The organism is Actinomyces haliotis (assembly GCF_015355765.1).
Lineage (GTDB): Bacteria > Actinomycetota > Actinomycetes > Actinomycetales > Actinomycetaceae > Actinomyces > Actinomyces haliotis.
Map to the genome: position 1 here is coordinate 88,847 of NZ_JACWNA010000001.1, position 14,729 is coordinate 103,575.

The following is a 14,729-nucleotide window of genomic DNA, read 5'->3' on the forward strand; positions in this document are numbered from 1 at the left end:
AGCCCCAGCGTCTGACGACGTGCTGAGGTGCTCGACGTCGAGCGGGTTCGACGAAGCGGTGGGGTGCTACCTGGGAGGTCCCACCCCACCGCTTCGGTGCTGATGCGTGCTGGTCAGCGGCTCACTGCTTGACGCCTCCGGCTGCGAGGCCGGCGACGATACGGCGCTGGAAGAGCAGCACCATGACGACGAGCGGGAGGGTCATGATGACACCGGCTGCCATCTGCGAGCCGAAGGGCGTGTTGAACTGCGAGGCGCCCGTGAACTTCGACAGAAGGACAGTCGCGGGCTGCATCGTCGGGTCGTTGATCATCGTGACGGCCACGAGGAACTCGTTCCAGGCACCGATGAAGATGATGATCGCTGTCGTGAAGATGCCGGGTGCGGCCAGCGGGAGGATGACCTTGCGGAAGGCCTGCCCCGGGGTGCATCCGTCGACCATCGCGGACTGCTCGAGCTCCTGGGGCATCTGCCGGAAGAAGCTCGTCAGGTTCCACACGGCCAGCGGCAGTGAGAACGACAGGTCTGGGATGACCATGGCCTGGTATGTGTTGATCCAGCCCCAGGCCGAGAAGTTCTTGAGGAGCGGCACGATGATCGCGACGAGCGGGAACATCGACGTCGCGAGGACGATGACGAGTAGGAAGCCCTTGCCACGGAAGTCGAGGCGTGCCAGCGCGTAGGAGGCGAAGGTCGCGATCGCCAGCGCCACGACGGTGACGATGACGGAGACGATGAGCGAGTTGATGAGGCCCTGCGTGAAGTTGTTCGTCGAGGAGAAGACCGCCTGGTAGTTCTCCAGCGAGGGGTGCTTGGGCCACCAGCTGTTGTCGAAGATCTCGGTGTCCGGGCGCAGGGAGGAGACGATCATCCAGTAGAAGGGCGCCAAGCAGTAGATGACGATGAGGAGGATGCCGAAGGTCGACAGGACGCTCCCCCATGAGGTCCGCTTGGTGCGTCGGGCGGCGGGGACAGTGGCGGTGCTCATGCCCTGCTCCTCTCAGTGGCGTCAGCGGCGTCGACGACGGCGGGCTGCCCCTCGGTGCCACGCCGGGGCAGGAACGCCGAGGCGGGCAGCTTGTGGTTGTCGCCCTTCGTCTTGCGCTTCTTCTCAGTCGAGGCGCCGAGATCCGCGCCGGTGACCTTGACGAAGGCGTAGGCGAAGATGAAGACGTAGAGGAAGAGGATGAGGGCGTAGGCGGCGGCAGAGCCGTAGCGCAGGTTGGACGCCTCGTCCTGGACCAGCATGGAGATGGTCTCGACGGAGGACTTGCGCGGGCCGACGAGGATGTAGGGCAGGTCGAACATGCGCAGGGCGTCGAGGGTGCGGAAGAGGATGGCGACCACGAGGGCGGGCTTCGCCAGCGGCAGCGTGATCCGGGTGAACCGTCGCCACGCGTTGGCGCCGTCGATCTTGGCGGCCTCGTAGACCTCGTCGGGGATGACCTGGAGCCCAGCCAGGGTGAGCAGGCCGATGTACGGGGCGGTCTTCCAGACGTCGGCGATGATGATGGCCATCTTGGCGCTCGCGTTACCGGACGCCCACATGATGTGCTGGCCGAGGATCGCGTTGGCGACGCCATTCTGGTTGAAGATCCAGCCCCACAGGATGCCGGAGACTGCGGTCGGGATGGCCCAGGGAACGAGGATGGCGGCGCGGACGACTCCGCGGCCCCGCATGGCCTTGTGCATGATGAGGGCCATCGCGACGCCCAGGACCGTCTCGAGGACGACGGTCACGACACCGAAGAGGGTCGTGTTCCAGAAGGCGTTCCAGAAGCGGTCACCCGCCCCGTTGAAGATGTTCGCGTAGTTCTGGAGGCCGACGAAGGGCTCGGTGTCGGAGACGAAGCCGGTGGTCGGGTCAAGGCCGGCCTTGCCGTAGAGCGACTGGTGGAGGGACTGGAAGACGGGGACGATGATGACGATCGTCAGGACGAGGACGGTCGGCGTCAGCAGGATCCAGGCGAGGCGGGACTGCGCCCTGCTCGCCTTGGAACGGTTCCTGCTGATGTCCTTGCTCGTGCTCGCCCTACTGCCACGGGTGGTCATGTGAGGGGTCCTTCGGACGGCTGTGGGGACGTGCGCTCCGTCGCGCACCGGTGCGGGGCGCCGGTGCGGGGCCCGTCGCAGGACGGGCCCCGCATCGGCGGCCCGGCTCAGGAGGCCAGCGCCTTGAGCGCCTTCTCGAGGCCCTCGATGGCGGCCTTCGGCTCCGTCGTCTGCTGGATGGCAGGGTAGATCGCGTCCTGGATCGCAGCGGTCACGTCTCCGTAGTTGACGGCCTTCGGACGACCCTTTGCGGAGTCGAGCGACTTCTTCAGAGTCGGCAGGTACGGGAACTTCGCGAGCATGTCCTTGTCCTCGTAGAGCGAGGAGAGGATCGGGGCGAGAGTCTGGGTGTCCAGCGCGTACTTCTCGGACTCCGCGTTCGTGAACCACTTGACGAACTTGAGCGCCGTGGCCTTGTTCTTCGAGAAGGCGGAGATACCGCAGTTGTGACCACCCAGCGTGGGCACGAAGGTCTTGCCGTCGATCGCGGGGAGGGCAGCGACGTCGAATTTGTCCAACCCGAGCTTGTCAAGGTCATTGGCGTACTCGTAGGGCCACTGGCGGTAGAAGAGCAGGTTGCCGGCCTCGAAGGCGTTGCGGCCGTCCTCCTCCTTCCACTCGAGGGCCTCCTTCGGGATGTAACCGTCCTTGAAGCCGTCGACGAGGTTCTGCAGCCCTGCGATCGCCTCCGGGGAGTTGATCGTGACGTTGTTCTTGTCGTCGTAGAAGGAGGCGCCAGCGGTGTTGATGAACTCACTCGCGCAGCAGGTCAGGCCTTCGTACTTGGCGAACTGACCTCCGAAGCCTCCAATGCTCTCGTGGCCGGAGAGCTTGCGCACGGCGTCGATCGCGGACTTGACCTCGTCCCAGGTGGTGGGGACGTCGACGCCGGCCTGGGAGAGCAGGTCCTTGCGGTAGAACATGATCGGGGAGTCCGTCGCGAAGGGCATCGCGTAGAGCTTGTTCATGTACTTGCCGGTGTTGAGGACGGCCTCGATGACGTCGTCGTTGACCAGCTCGGACTCGGGAAGCTGGAGGATCCACTGGTTCGCGGCGAACTCGCTGACCCACACGTTGTCGACACTGATGACGTCGTAGGCGTCGGACTTGGTCTGGGCGTTGTTGACGAAGGACTCACGCTGCTGGTCCGCCTCGGCGGAGAGCTCGATGAGCGTGACCTTCTCGTCCGGGTAGAGCTTGTTCCACTCGTCCAGACGCTTCTGGACCATGCCGCCCGAGTTGTCCTTGCCCTGGACCCACGTGATCGGGCCCGTGCCCTCGAAGCTGGCAGACGACACGGCGGTGGCGCCGGACGAGGACGAACCTGACTTGTTCGAGCAAGCGGCGACCGCAGCGAGGGCCGCGATCGCCGCGGAGCCGCCGATGAACTGCCGACGGGGAAGGGATGCCATTATGTTTCCTCCTTGAAACAGCACTCAGCGGTCGCGACGGGTGGGATGGGATCCCTGTCGACGCGCGTCGACGACCAGCGCGCCAGACACTATGCCCGAGGGCGCACGACACTTGAGACCTAAGTCATGACGTAATCGTTTCGTAACCATCCGCGCGTGGTAATTTCGCCGATTCCGCACGCCTCGCCAGCGCACTAACCTGGTGATCGGGCACCGCTCCACGCACGGCCGGGGACCGCGCAGTCAGCGACCAGGTCGTTGTTCGCGGCGCCTTCCACCTCTCCAACAGCGGCCTGCGCCCGTCGCCCGGTGGTCGGTCCGCCGCCCACTGAGTCATCACGCGAGGAGCCGCGCACCATGCCACAGCTGAGTGAGCACCGCGAGCACGATGCCGCGGCTCAGGACGCCGCGAGGGCCGAGCCTCGCGTCGCCGGAGGCGTCGAGGGCATGGCCTTCCACCCCGACCGCCGCTTCTGGGTGGTCTACCTGTGCCTCATGATGGTGCAGTTCCTCTCGGCCATGTAACAGACCGCCGTGACGACGGCGCTGCCAACCGTCATCGGCGAGCTCGGCGGCGTCGCCCACATGGCCTGGGCCATCACCGCCTACACGCTAGGGCAGACGCTGGCGATGCCGGTGACCGGCAAGCTCGGGGACCTCGTGGGCCGCAAGCCGCTCTACCTCACGGCCATCGCCCTGTTCGTGGGAGGCTCCGCCCTGTGCGGCATCTCGACCGGGATGCTCGAGTTCACGGTTTTCCGCTTCCTGCAGGGGCTCGGCGGCGGCGGTCTCATGATCTCCTCCCAGGCCATCACCGGTGACCTCATCCCGTCCCACGTGCGCGGAACGTACATGGCGCCGATGGGCGCGATCTTCGGCATCGCCTCGGTGCTCGGCCCGCTTCTGGGCGGCGGTCTCAACGACGCGCGGGGCTGGCGCTGGATGTTCTGGTTCTTCCTGCCCTTCGGCGTCATCGCGTGGGTCGCGGTCGCGCTCGCCCTCCAGATGCCGCGGCGGCGGGGTCGCGTGAGCGTCGACTGGGCGGGCCTGTCGCTCACGAGCATCGGCGCCACCGGCATCGTCCTCATCGCGACGTGGGGAGGCGGCGCCTACGCGTGGACCAGCCCCGTCATGCTCGGCCTCATCGCCCTCACGGTCCTCGCCTGGGCCCTCGCGATCCCGGTGGAGCGGCGGGCGGAGGAGCCGATCATGCCGCTGGACGTCCTGACGAACCGCACCTTCGTCATCGCCACGATCGTCGCGGTGCTCCTATGCGCCTGCATGCTCGGGGTCAACGTCTACCTCCCGACCTATGTGCAGATGGTCCATGGCGTGTCCGCTGCGACCTCGGGACTCGTCCTGGTGCCCGGCGCCGTCGCGATGCTCCTCGGCTCGCTCATCTCAGGGTGGCTCGTGACGCGCACCGGCCGGTACCGGATCTACCCCGTCCTCGGCTCCCTCCTCACGGCCGTGGGACTCATCGTCCTCGGGCTCATCCCGGCGAGCGCGAACGTGTGGTGGTTCGGCGTCGGGGTGTTCGTGCTCGAGCTCGGCGTCGGGATGTTCCTCCAGCTGAGCGTCCTCGTCATCCAGAACGCCCTGCCCGCCTCGAAGCTCGGCACGGGCACGAGCGCGAACAACTTCTTCCGCGAGATCGGGGTCTCCGTGGGCAACCCCCTCGTCGGCGTCCTGTTCACCTCGCGACTGCCGGCCTCGCTGCTCGACGTCGGGATGAGCGCTGACGCCGCCTCCTCCATCTCGCCGGAGAGCGTCAGCCGTCTGGACGCGTCGACGGCGGCCTCCGTCGTCGAGGCCTACCAGCACGCCCTCGCGCCGGTCCTGCTGGGACTCGCTCCCGTGTGCGTCCTCGCCGCGATCTTCGTTCTGCTCTTCCGCCCGCTGCCGCTCTCGACGCGCACGGGGCTGGAGCAGCTGGCCGAGGAGACCGGTGACGACGGCAAGCTCGCCGACGTCCCGGGAAGCAACTGAGAGGGTCCAGCGCGTGCTCGCGGAGTCGTCGACGACGGGATCGAGCCGCCGGTAGCCTCCAGGCATGAGCGAGAACCAGTCCACCGATCCGGTGTCGGCCCACGAGGACGTCCCCTTCGCGGCGGCGCAGCCGTACTTCGAGGCCTGGGGCGACACCCGCTCCAACCGCGAGCGCATGCTCGCCGGCGACTGGTACGTCGCCGACGATCCCGAGAACGGTGCGATCGCCGCGCACGCGCGCCGCGAGCTCCACCGCTACGAGGTGGCCTTCGCCGAGGAGGGCCAGGAAGCCGCGATGGCTCACCTGCGCTCCGCGATCCCGGGGCTCCACGAGACCTCCGTCCTCCTGCCTCCGGTGCGCGTCGACTACGGCACGAACATCACCGTCGGCGAGGGCACCTTCGCCAACTACGGGCTCGTCGCGCTCGACGTGGCCCCGATCAGCATCGGTGCGCACTGCCAGATCGGCCCGGGCGTCCAGATCCTCACTCCCATCCACCCGCTCGAGGCGAGCCCGCGCGCCGCGGGCATCGAGTCCGCCGACCCCATCACCATCGGGGACAACGTCTGGCTCGGCGGCGGCGTCATCGTCTGCCCAGGTGTCACCATCGGGGCGAACACGGTTGTCGGGGCCGGCAGCGTCGTGACGAAGGACCTGCCCTCCGGCGTCCTCGCGGTCGGTTCCCCGGCCCGCGTGCTGCGCGAGCTGCGCGACGACGACTTCGGCCCCCGTCACTGAGATCCGGTACGCAGGCCCGACGATGACGACGAGAAGGCGCTCCGACCCCGCCAACTGGATCGGCGACGACGAGCGCACCGACCGCGAGCGCATGCTCGCCGGCGACTGGTACACCTCCGGGGACCCGGACTCGCGGGCGATCTCGGCGCGCGCCGACGAGCTGTGCCTCCTGTACTGGCAGGAGTGGGCCCGTGACCAGGTCGCGGCCCAGCACCACCTGCGCGAGCTCATCGGCTCCCTCGGCGACGGCGTGCGCCTCAAGCCCCCGCTCAGCGTCGACTACGGCCGCAACATCTCCATCGGCGAGAGCACCTTCATCAACTACGGGCTCACCGCTCTCGACGTCGCCCCGATCCGGATCGGGGTCCACTGCCAGATCGGCCCCAACGTCCAGCTGCTCACGCCCGTCCACCCCGTCGAGCCAGGCCCGCGCGAGACGGGCCTCGAGAGCGCCGACCCGATCACCATCGGGGACAACGTGTGGCTCGGCGGCGGCGTCATCGTCTACCCCGGCGTCACCATCGGCGACGACTCCGTGATCGGAGCGGGAAGCGTCGTCACGCGCGACGTCCCCGCCGGGGTGATCGCCGTCGGTCAGCCCGCGCGCGTGCTGCGAGAGATCGACGACTCGGCCTTCCGCCTGCGCCGTTGAGGGCGCGGGCGGCGCGGTCGAGCCCGGTCGCGGGCGAGCCGAGGCGTCCCGGCGCCGTTAGGATCGCCACGTCGTCCAGGACCGGCCCCCGTCGGGACCTGGCCCGCCCCGAGCAGGAGGAGACCCGTGGCACGCCCGAGGATCAACGCCAAGGGAGCGGCGGCAGCCGTCTCCGTCATCGCGGCGGCGGTCGACGCCGTCCCTGCGGAGCAGCGCGACCGGGCCGTGTCCGCGCTCAAGGACGCCGCTGGCAAGGTCACCGTCCCCGCGCGCCTGTCTGCCTCCGAGCGGATCGCCGATGAGCTCGACGCCATCGCGGACGCACTGGGCCGCCTCGACGAGGACCCGGAGCGTGCCGTGTCCACCGCCGCGTGGTGGCGCCGTCTGCGGGCCTTGCGCTCCGGCCTGCCGCTGGCTGAGGTGGCGCGCTCACGGCGCAAGCAGCTGCGCGAGCTCTCCTCACGGGCGCACGAGCTCCAGGCCGAGGTCTTCGCCGCCGCCATCACGCCCGACGTCGTCGTCCCCTCCCAGGTGCGCAGGCTCGAGGACGTCGGCGCCGATCCTGACCCCGACCAGGAGAGCCCCCGTGACTGACGCCCACTCCTCCGTCGAGGACCTCAGACCGGACTTCGACGCGGTCCTCCACCGGCGCCGCGCCGTGCGGGCCTTCCGCACGGACCCCGTCCCCGAGGATCTCCTGACGGAGGTCCTCGACGACGCCGCCCAGGCGCCGAGCTGGTCCAACACCCGGCCGTACATGCTGGCGATCGCGACCGGCGAGCGCGCCGAGCGGATCCGCGCCGCCTACGCCGCGGAATTCGACCGCTCCGCCGCCGCGCAGCGCGGGGACAAGGCCGCCATGGCGAAGCTGGCGCTCACGGGCTCGATGCCCGACGGCGACTACAAGGTCTGGGCCCCCTACCCGGCGGACCTGCGGATGCGGAGCGTGCGCCTGGGCAAGGCGCTCTACACGCACATCGGGATCCCCCGCGGGGACAAGGCGGCGCGCGACGCCTACAACCGCCGCAACGGCGAGGCCTTCGGCGCGCCCGTCATCGGCTTCGTCCTCGTCCACTCCGGGATCATGCCCTTCGCCGCAATGGACGCGGGCCTCATGCTTCAGACGCTGTTCCTCTCTGCGACGGCCCACGGCCTGGCGACCTGCCCCATCGGGATGCTCGCCGCCTGGCGGCGTCCCATCGACGCCGAGTTCGAGGTCCCGGAGGAGTACAAGCTCATCACCGGCTTCGCACTGGGCTACGAGGCGGACGAGCCGATCAACGCCTTCCGTGCCGAGCACGATCCGATCGGGCTCGTCCCGCCGCGCGAGGGCTGACGTACCCGCGGAGGCCAGAGTCATCCCGAGCGACACGACGGCGGTGCGCCCCTCGGAGGGGTGCCCCGCCGTCGTTCGCGCTCAACCAGGAACGGGCTCAGATCTTCGCGACGGGGGCGAGGCGCAGCATGAGGCGCTTCACTGTCCGGGCGCCGTCGATGGTGAACTCGACCCGGGCGACGGTGGAGCGCCCGGAGCCCTCGATGGCGACGACGTCGCCGGTGCCGTAGGAGTCGTGTCGGACCTGGTCGCCGACCTTGAGGCCACGCACGGCCTCGGGCAGGGCCTCAGAGTCCACTGCGGAGCCGGCGCCGGCGCCAGTACTCGAGGAGCCCGTGGAGCCGTCGAGCCTCGTGGGGGCGGAGCGCTCGGAGAGGCGCTTGGATCGTCGGGCCTCCGCGCGGTCCTTCGGCGTCTCGACGCGACCCAGCTTGCCCGTACGCTTGCCGGAGCCGATCGCGGGCGCGAAGTCGTCGTCCTCGGAGTAGCCGGAGCCGCCTCGCGAGCCGGCGCCGTAGCCCGAGCGACGGCCCGACCCGAAGCCGCCCTCGCCCCAGCTGCTCCCCCATCCGGTGCCGCCCCCGCGCAGGGCGTCCATCGAGGAGGCCAGCCGCTTCCACTCCATCGTCTCGGCAGGGATGTCGTCGAGGAAGCGGGAGGCGGGCATGGCGTTGGCGGCGCCCCAGGCGGAGCGCACGGCCGCCCGGGTGACGTAGAGGCGCTCGCGCGCGCGAGTGAGGGCCACGTAGGCGAGGCGACGTTCCTCGGCGAGCTCGGTCTCGTCGGCGAGCGATCGGGAGTGCGGGAAGGTGCCGTCCTCCATGCCGGTGACGAAGACGACCGGGAACTCCAGGCCCTTGGCGGTGTGGACCGTCATGAGGGTGACCTGCCCGTCGTCGGTCTGGGCAGCGGCGACGTCGTCGGAGGGCGGGAGCTGGTCCGCGTCGGCGACGAGGCTGACGCGCTCGAGGAAGTCCGCGAGGGTGCCGTCGGGGTTGGCGGCCTGGAAGTCGGTGGCCACCGAGTGCAGCTCGGCGAGGTTCTCGACGCGGGTGGCGTCCTGCGGGTCGTCGCTGGCGCGCAGCTCGGCGAGGTAGCCGGAGGCGTCGAGCGCGGAGTCGAGGACGTCGGCGACGCCGTCGCCGTCGGCGAGCTGGTGGCGCAGGCCCGTGAGGAGCTCGTGGAACTTGGTGACCTGGGTGCGGGCGCGGGTGGCGAGGCCCTCGACGGCCGGGGGCTCGGTGCCCGGGGCGTCGAGGTCGCCGGCCGTGTCCCCCTCCTCGTTGGGGCGCAGGGCGCCGGCGGCGTCGGCGATGGCGGTGCCGAAGGAGACGCCGTGGCGGGCGGCGTGCTCGGCGAGGACGGCCTCGGCCTTGTCCCCGAGTCCGCGCTTGGGGACGTTGAGGATGCGGCGGAGGTTGACGTCGTCGTCGGGGTTGTCGACGGCACGCAGGTAGGCGATGGCGTCCTTGATCTCGCGGCGCTCGTAGAAGCGGGTCCCGCCGACCACCTTGTAGGGCTGGCCCGAGCGGACGAAGGCCTCCTCGAGCGCGCGGGACTGCGCGTTGGTGCGGTAGAAGATGGCGACGTCACGCGGCTTGACGCCGGAGACGTCGTGGAGGCGGTCGATCTCCTGGCTGATCCAGCGGGCCTCGTCGTGCTCGGAGTCGGCGACGTAGCCGGTGATGGGCGCCCCGGAGCCGGACTCGGTGAAGAGGTTCTTCTTGCGGCGCCCCTCGTTGCGGGAGATGACGGCGTTGGCGGCGTCGAGGATGTTCTGGGTGGAGCGGTAGTTCTGCTCGAGCAGGATGGTGCGGGCCGAGGGGTAGTCCTCCTCGAACTCCTCGATGTTGCGGATGGTGGCGCCGCGGAAGGCGTAGATCGACTGGTCGGAGTCTCCGACGACAGTGAGCTCGGCGGGAGGCAGGGCGCTGCCGGCACCGGAGGTGCCGGGCCCGCCGGTGAGCTCGCGGACGAGGACGTACTGGGCGTGGTTCGTGTCCTGGTACTCGTCGACGAGGATGTGGCGGAAGCGGCGGCGGTACGTCTCGGCGACGGCCGGCTTGGTCTGGAGGAGCTGGACCGTGCGCATGATGAGGTCGTCGAAGTCGAGTGCGTTCGCGGCCACGAGGCGGGCCTGGTAGGCCTTGTAGACGTCGACGAGGTAGCGCTCGAGCGGGTTCGAGGTGACGGCGCGCTCCGCGTACTGGGCGGGGGTGACGAGCTCGTTCTTGAGGTCGGAGATGCGGTTCGCGAAGGTCTTGGGCGTGAAGCGCTTGGAGTCGATACCGAGCTCCTTGACGATCATCGTGATGAGCCGCTGGGAGTCGGCGGAGTCGTAGATCGAGAAGGTGGAGCGCAGGCCGGCGGCGTCGTGCTCACGGCGCAGGATCCGCACGCAGGCCGAGTGGAAGGTGGAGACCCACATGCGCTCGCCGGCGGGGCCGACCAGCGCCGTGACGCGCTCACGCATCTCCGCGGCCGCCTTGTTGGTGAAGGTGATGGCAAGGATCTCGCCGGGGCGGGCGCGGCCGGTGGCGAGGAGGTAGGCGATGCGGTGGGTGAGGACCCGGGTCTTGCCCGAGCCGGCGCCGGCGATGATGAGCAGCGGCGAGCCGGCGTGGACGACGGCGTCGTGCTGGGCGGGGTTGAGGCCCTTCGTGAGGGCGTCCGGGTCAGCGACGGTGACGCCGAAGGCTGGGGCCCCGGCGCCGCCCAGGCCGCCCGTGGAACGGGGGCGGGCGCCGGTGAACGGGGCGTCCTCGCCGGTGGCTCGGGCGCGTGCCGCGGCCGCGTTCGCCTGGGCGCGCGCGACGAGGGACGCCGTCTCGTCCTGGCGGTCCTCCCAGGAGGGCTGGGCGGCGACGAGGTCCTCCTGCGAGGGGGCGGCGGAGGCGGCGTCGTCGTAGTCCGGCTCGTCCGGTGCCTCGAGGCCCGCGAGGGACTCCGCCCAGGCGTCGTCGTCCGCGGAGGCGAGGGCTGGGAGCGCCGCCTCGGGCGGCGGCGTGGACGTCCCGTTCTGGCCGGGCATGGGCAGGGCGCCGAAGAGGGAGTTCATCGCGTTCATACTGCGCCCAAGACTAGGCCAGGGCGCCGACGCGCTGCGCTGACGGCACCGCGCCCGGGCATGCTTGGAGCATGACGGCTCACGAGCGATCAACGTTCCGCAAGACCGATGACTTCCCCGGTGCCACGCGGGTCGAGGCCCAGGGCCTTCAGTGGCTGGCCGAGGCGAGCACGGACGGCGGCGCGCACGTCGTGCCGGTGACCGTCGGCGACGGCTGGATCGAGGAGCCGCGGCTCCGCTCGACCTCGGTCACAGCTGCGGCCGCCGAGGCCTTCGGACGGGCGCTCGCCGTCACGCACGCCGCGGGAGCACCAGTCTTCGGCGCGGCCCCGCCCGGTTGGGACGGCCGCACGCGGATGGGGCGGTCGAACATCCGCCTGCGGGACGCCTCATCCGAGGACGATGCGGCGGCGCCGCGCCCGTGGGGCGTCTTCTACGCCGAGGACCGCATCGAGCCCTACGTCCGCCCAGGCCGCGACTCCGGCGCCCTCAGCCCGCACGACGCGGCCGTCATCGAGCACGTGTGCGAGCGCTTGCGCGACGGCGAGCTCGACTCGCCCCAGCCGCGACTCGTCGAGGAGGCGGCCGCTGAGGCGGGTCGGCCCGTCGCCGTCGCCCGCACGCACGGCGACCTCTGGTGCGGCAACGTGCTCTGGGTACCGACGGAGGACACGGCGTCCTGGGCGCCGAGGGCGGCCGGCCGCGGCCCGGACGACCGCGATCCCGGCGACGTCGTCGGCGTCCTCATCGACCCGATGGCTCACGGAGCTCACGCGGAGACGGATCTCGGGGCTCTGGGCCTCTTCGGGCAGCGTCACCTCGAGCGCGTCTACGCGGGCTACAACGAGGTCTCCCCGCTGGCCGACGGCTGGCGCGAGCGCATCGGACTGCACCAGCTGCACATCCTCATGCTCCACGTCTACCTCTTCGGCGGCGGCTACGGCCCGGAGGCGGCCTCGGTCGCCCGGCAGTACGCCTGAGACGCGGCTGATCCCGAGGCGGTCGGTCAGCTCACGGCCCGGAGGTAGCGGTCGCGGCCGGTGAGGTCCTGCCCGGTGGAGGCCTCCACGAAGCCGGCCGACCGCGCTGCCTCGCGCAGCGCGGCCCCCTGGCCGGCGTCGTGCTCCATGACGAGGACGCCGCCGGTTTGCAGGAGGTCGGAGGCACGGGCGATGACCGCCGTCGGGACCGCGAGGCCCTCCGCTCCCCCGCCGTACAGGGCGAGGTCGGGATCGAATCGCTCCGTCTCGTCGTCCTCGACGGCCCCGACGGGCACGTACGGAGGGTTCGAGACGACGACGTCGACCGCGCCGTCGAGATCAGCAAGAGTCTCCGGCGCGGTGGCATCGGCCTGGACCAGGCGCACCCGTCCCGGCGCGAGGCGCTCGAGGTTCTCCGCGGCCAGGGCGGCGGGAGCGTCGTCGAGCTCGACGGCGGTGACACGTGCCGCGGGGACCTCGACCGCGAGCGCGGCGGCGATGGCCCCGGATCCGGTGCACAGGTCGACGACGACGGGCTCCACGGTCCCGGCCACGACCGCCTCCCGTGCGGCGTCGATGGCCGTCTGCGCGACGACCTCGGTCTCGGGCCTCACGATGAAGACCCCCGGTCGGACGAGGAGCTCGAGCCCGCGGAACCACATGGTCCCGGTGAGGAGCTGCAGAGGCTCGTGAGCAGCCCGCCGCTCGACAAGACCGAGATACCGCTCGACCTGCTCAGCGCTCGCACCGTCCGCCATGACGAGCGAGCGACCGATCACGTGCTCCGCCAGCAGCCGCGCGTCCACCTCCGGCGACGCGACGCCCGCCTCCGCAAGTCTCCTCGCGGCCTCCCTGACGAGCCGACGAAGCCCGTAACGGTCCAGAGGCTCGTTCAGGGCATCGCCCCGAAGACGTAAAGGAGCCTGCGACCAGTCGAGAAGCGGGTCCCCGACCCGTCCGTCCGGATGACGATCCGTCACTGCTCCCCCACGGCAGCGAGCCGCTCGGCCTCGTCCATCGCGATCGCGGAGTCGATCACGGGGCCGAGGCCACCGTCGAGGACGGCGTCGAGGTTGTACGCCTTGAAGCCGGTGCGGTGGTCTGCGATGCGGTTCTCGGGGAAGTTGTAGGTGCGGATGCGCTCGGAGCGGTCGACGGTGCGCACCTGGGAGCGCCGTGCCTCGGCGGCCTCGGCGGCGGCCGCGGCGGCGCGCTCGGCGAGGAGGCGGGCGCGCAGCACGCGCATGCCGGCCTCCTTGTTCTGGAGCTGGGACTTCTCGTTCTGCATCGAGACGACGATGCCGGTGGGCAGGTGGGTGATGCGGACAGCGGAGTCGGTCGTGTTGACGCTCTGGCCGCCGGGGCCGGAGGAGCGGAAGACGTCGATGCGCAGGTCGTTCTGGTCGATCTCGAGCTCGCCGGCGTCGTCGGCCTCGGGCATGACGAGGACGCCAGCGGCGGAGGTGTGGATGCGGCCGGCGGACTCGGTGACGGGGACGCGCTGGACGCGGTGGACGCCTCCCTCGTACTTGAGGTGCGCCCAGACGCCGTCCTGGGGCTCGACGGAGCCCTTGGCCTTGATGGCGAGGCGGACGTCCTTGTAGCCGCCGAGCTCGGAGTCGGTGTGGTCCAGGACCTCGACGGCCCAGCCCTGCCGCTCGGCGTAGCGCGTGTACATGCGGGCGAGGTCGGAGGCGAAGAGGGCTGACTCCTCGCCGCCCTCACCGGCCTTGACCTCGATGATGACGTCACGGCCGTCGTCGGGGTCGCGCGGGATGAGGACCTCGCGGAGCCGGTCGGCGGCGGCGGCCTCGGCGGCCTCGAGGTCGGGCAGCTCTCCAGCGAAGTCCGGGTCGTCGACGGCGAGCTCACGGGCGTCGCTGAGGTCCGCGGAGGCGGCGGACCACGCGCGGTGGGCGGCGACGACGCGTCCGAGATCGGCGTAGCGGCGCCCGAGGCGGCGCATGGCGCCTGGGTCGGAGGCGACGGCGGGGTCGGCCATCTCGCGCTCGATGCCGGCGTACTCGTCGAGCAGCGGCTCGGCGGCGGAGAAGTCCTCGCTCATGGGCGTGTCCTCGGGTCTCGTGGGTGCGTGGGGTGGCGGGGCCGGGTTCGGTGCCCACGTCGACCGGGCTCAGCGCGGTGGCCCGCCGAGCTCGGTTGAGGTGGCGTCCGGAGACGCGACGACGCCGACGGCGGCTCCCTGAGGAGTCATCCGTCGGCGTCGGGCAGGCTGCTTACTTGTTGCGCTTGCCGTAGCGAGCCTCGAAGCGGGCCACGCGGCCACCGGTGTCGAGGATCTTCTGCTTGCCCGTGTAGAACGGGTGGCAGGCCGAGCAGACGTCAACGCGGATCTCACCGGAGGTCTCGGTCGAGCGAGTCTCGAAGGTGTTGCCGCAGGTGCACGTGACCGTGGTGGGCACGTAGTCGGGGTGGATCCCCTGCTTCATGGTGTCTCCTAGCATTCAGAGGGTCCCGGGTCCCACGTGGTCGACGCAGGTG

At 70.6% G+C, this 14,729-nt stretch carries 14 protein-coding genes; 7 read left to right on the forward strand and 7 right to left on the reverse strand.

Features of this window, described 5'->3' with window-relative positions:
• Positions 1-121 precede the first annotated feature (121 nt).
• The 3 genes from IXW69_RS00325 to IXW69_RS00335 all read right to left on the reverse strand — a co-directional run bounded on the left by IXW69_RS00325 (position 122) and on the right by IXW69_RS00335 (position 3,464).
• Positions 122-988, reverse strand: a complete 867-nt coding sequence (locus IXW69_RS00325) for a carbohydrate ABC transporter permease (RefSeq protein WP_194784408.1) — start codon at positions 986-988, stop codon at positions 122-124.
• Positions 985-2,052, reverse strand: coding sequence for a carbohydrate ABC transporter permease (locus IXW69_RS00330; protein WP_194784409.1), 1,068 nt, complete (start codon positions 2,050-2,052; stop codon positions 985-987). Before IXW69_RS00330 ends, IXW69_RS00325 begins: the two co-directional genes overlap by 4 nt.
• Before the next feature lie 107 nt (positions 2,053-2,159).
• A complete protein-coding gene (locus tag IXW69_RS00335; RefSeq protein ID WP_194784410.1) occupies positions 2,160-3,464 on the reverse strand; it encodes an ABC transporter substrate-binding protein in 1,305 nt (434 codons plus the stop codon).
• A gap of 357 nt (positions 3,465-3,821) precedes the next feature.
• Between IXW69_RS00335 and IXW69_RS11405 the strand changes: the two genes are divergently transcribed.
• From IXW69_RS11405 to IXW69_RS00355, 6 genes are all read left to right on the forward strand, one after another.
• Positions 3,822-3,989, forward strand: a complete 168-nt coding sequence (locus IXW69_RS11405; protein ID WP_228524387.1) for a hypothetical protein — start codon at positions 3,822-3,824, stop codon at positions 3,987-3,989.
• A gap of 9 nt (positions 3,990-3,998) precedes the next feature.
• A complete protein-coding gene (locus IXW69_RS00340; RefSeq protein ID WP_323745085.1) occupies positions 3,999-5,453 on the forward strand; it encodes an MFS transporter in 1,455 nt (484 codons plus the stop codon).
• A 64-nt stretch (positions 5,454-5,517) separates the two neighbouring features.
• Complete coding sequence (locus tag IXW69_RS00345) at positions 5,518-6,192, forward strand: sugar O-acetyltransferase (protein WP_194784411.1); 675 nt, start codon at positions 5,518-5,520, stop codon at positions 6,190-6,192.
• Positions 6,193-6,214: 22 nt separating this feature from the next.
• Entirely contained in the window at positions 6,215-6,844 is a 630-nt protein-coding gene (locus IXW69_RS00350; protein WP_228524388.1) for a sugar O-acetyltransferase, read from the forward strand.
• Positions 6,845-6,970: 126 nt separating this feature from the next.
• Positions 6,971-7,438 (forward strand): hypothetical protein, encoded by a 468-nt coding sequence (locus IXW69_RS11410; protein ID WP_228524390.1) that lies wholly within the window; start codon positions 6,971-6,973, stop codon positions 7,436-7,438.
• The gene (locus IXW69_RS00355; protein ID WP_407646497.1) at positions 7,431-8,180 is read left to right on the forward strand and encodes a nitroreductase family protein; all 750 of its coding nucleotides are present in this window, start codon (positions 7,431-7,433) and stop codon (positions 8,178-8,180) included. Before IXW69_RS11410 ends, IXW69_RS00355 begins: the two co-directional genes overlap by 8 nt.
• Positions 8,181-8,277: 97 nt before the next feature.
• On the opposite strand, the gene IXW69_RS00360 is transcribed toward IXW69_RS00355, so the two are convergent.
• A complete protein-coding gene (locus IXW69_RS00360) occupies positions 8,278-11,247 on the reverse strand; it encodes a UvrD-helicase domain-containing protein (RefSeq protein WP_194784413.1) in 2,970 nt (989 codons plus the stop codon).
• 71 nt (positions 11,248-11,318) lie between these two features.
• On the opposite strand from IXW69_RS00360, the gene IXW69_RS00365 reads away from it, so the two are divergent.
• Positions 11,319-12,227 carry a fructosamine kinase family protein gene (locus tag IXW69_RS00365; protein WP_194784414.1) on the forward strand — a complete coding sequence of 303 codons (909 nt, stop codon included), beginning with the start codon at positions 11,319-11,321 and terminating at the stop codon, positions 12,225-12,227.
• Between the two features lie 26 nt (positions 12,228-12,253).
• Here IXW69_RS00365 and prmC read toward each other — a convergent pair whose 3' ends face one another.
• The 3 genes from prmC to rpmE form a co-directional block, all read right to left on the reverse strand.
• The gene (gene prmC / locus IXW69_RS00370) at positions 12,254-13,123 is read right to left on the reverse strand and encodes a peptide chain release factor N(5)-glutamine methyltransferase (protein WP_194784582.1); all 870 of its coding nucleotides are present in this window, start codon (positions 13,121-13,123) and stop codon (positions 12,254-12,256) included.
• A gap of 80 nt (positions 13,124-13,203) precedes the next feature.
• Positions 13,204-14,292 carry a peptide chain release factor 1 gene (prfA, locus tag IXW69_RS00375; protein ID WP_194784415.1) on the reverse strand — a complete coding sequence of 363 codons (1,089 nt, stop codon included), beginning with the start codon at positions 14,290-14,292 and terminating at the stop codon, positions 13,204-13,206.
• 172 nt (positions 14,293-14,464) lie between these two features.
• A complete protein-coding gene (gene rpmE, locus IXW69_RS00380) occupies positions 14,465-14,677 on the reverse strand; it encodes a 50S ribosomal protein L31 (protein WP_194784416.1) in 213 nt (70 codons plus the stop codon).
• Positions 14,678-14,729 lie beyond the last annotated feature (52 nt).

Excerpts from the sequence above, each read along its gene's own strand:
- IXW69_RS00325 (WP_194784408.1), bottom strand. The coding sequence starts at position 988 with ATGAGCACCGCCACTGTCCCCGCCGCCCGACGCACCAAGCGGACCTCA.
- IXW69_RS00330 (WP_194784409.1), bottom strand. The coding sequence starts at position 2,052 with ATGACCACCCGTGGCAGTAGGGCGAGCACGAGCAAGGACATCAGCAGG.
- IXW69_RS00335 (WP_194784410.1), bottom strand. The coding sequence starts at position 3,464 with ATGGCATCCCTTCCCCGTCGGCAGTTCATCGGCGGCTCCGCGGCGATC.
- IXW69_RS11405 (WP_228524387.1), top strand. The coding sequence starts at position 3,822 with ATGCCACAGCTGAGTGAGCACCGCGAGCACGATGCCGCGGCTCAGGAC.
- IXW69_RS00345 (WP_194784411.1), top strand. The coding sequence starts at position 5,518 with ATGAGCGAGAACCAGTCCACCGATCCGGTGTCGGCCCACGAGGACGTC.
- IXW69_RS00350 (WP_228524388.1), top strand. The coding sequence starts at position 6,215 with ATGACGACGAGAAGGCGCTCCGACCCCGCCAACTGGATCGGCGACGAC.
- IXW69_RS00360 (WP_194784413.1), bottom strand. The coding sequence starts at position 11,247 with ATGAACGCGATGAACTCCCTCTTCGGCGCCCTGCCCATGCCCGGCCAG.
- IXW69_RS00365 (WP_194784414.1), top strand. The coding sequence starts at position 11,319 with ATGACGGCTCACGAGCGATCAACGTTCCGCAAGACCGATGACTTCCCC.
- prfA (WP_194784415.1), bottom strand. The coding sequence starts at position 14,292 with ATGAGCGAGGACTTCTCCGCCGCCGAGCCGCTGCTCGACGAGTACGCC.
- rpmE (WP_194784416.1), bottom strand. The coding sequence starts at position 14,677 with ATGAAGCAGGGGATCCACCCCGACTACGTGCCCACCACGGTCACGTGC.